General features: G+C 48.5%; 1 protein-coding gene. It reads right to left on the bottom strand.

What is annotated here, in order from left to right:
• Positions 1 to 237, bottom strand: a 237-nt coding sequence (locus tag AC0IW9_RS31955; RefSeq protein ID WP_471652298.1) for an Ig domain-containing protein, incomplete at both ends; no start/stop codon positions are given.

The following is a 237-nucleotide window of genomic DNA, read 5'->3' as shown; positions in this document are numbered from 1 at the left end:
TCACAGAATACAGTGTTGTTACGCTACTCCCGTTCGCGTCTGTTACCGTTACCGGGATATCATAATTACCAGCTTGTGTTGGTGTTCCGGTAATTTCCCGGGTTGCAGGATTAAAAGTTAAACCTGGAGGCAGATTAACCGATGTATACGCATAAGGACCTGTGCCGCCGGTTGCAGAAGGGATTGTTTGCGCAGGATACGAAGTACCTGTTACGCCAGCAGGTAAAGGTGCAGTTG

This window comes from Belnapia sp. AC561 (assembly GCF_979252845.1).
This window is presented reverse-complemented; position numbering and strand designations above follow the sequence as displayed.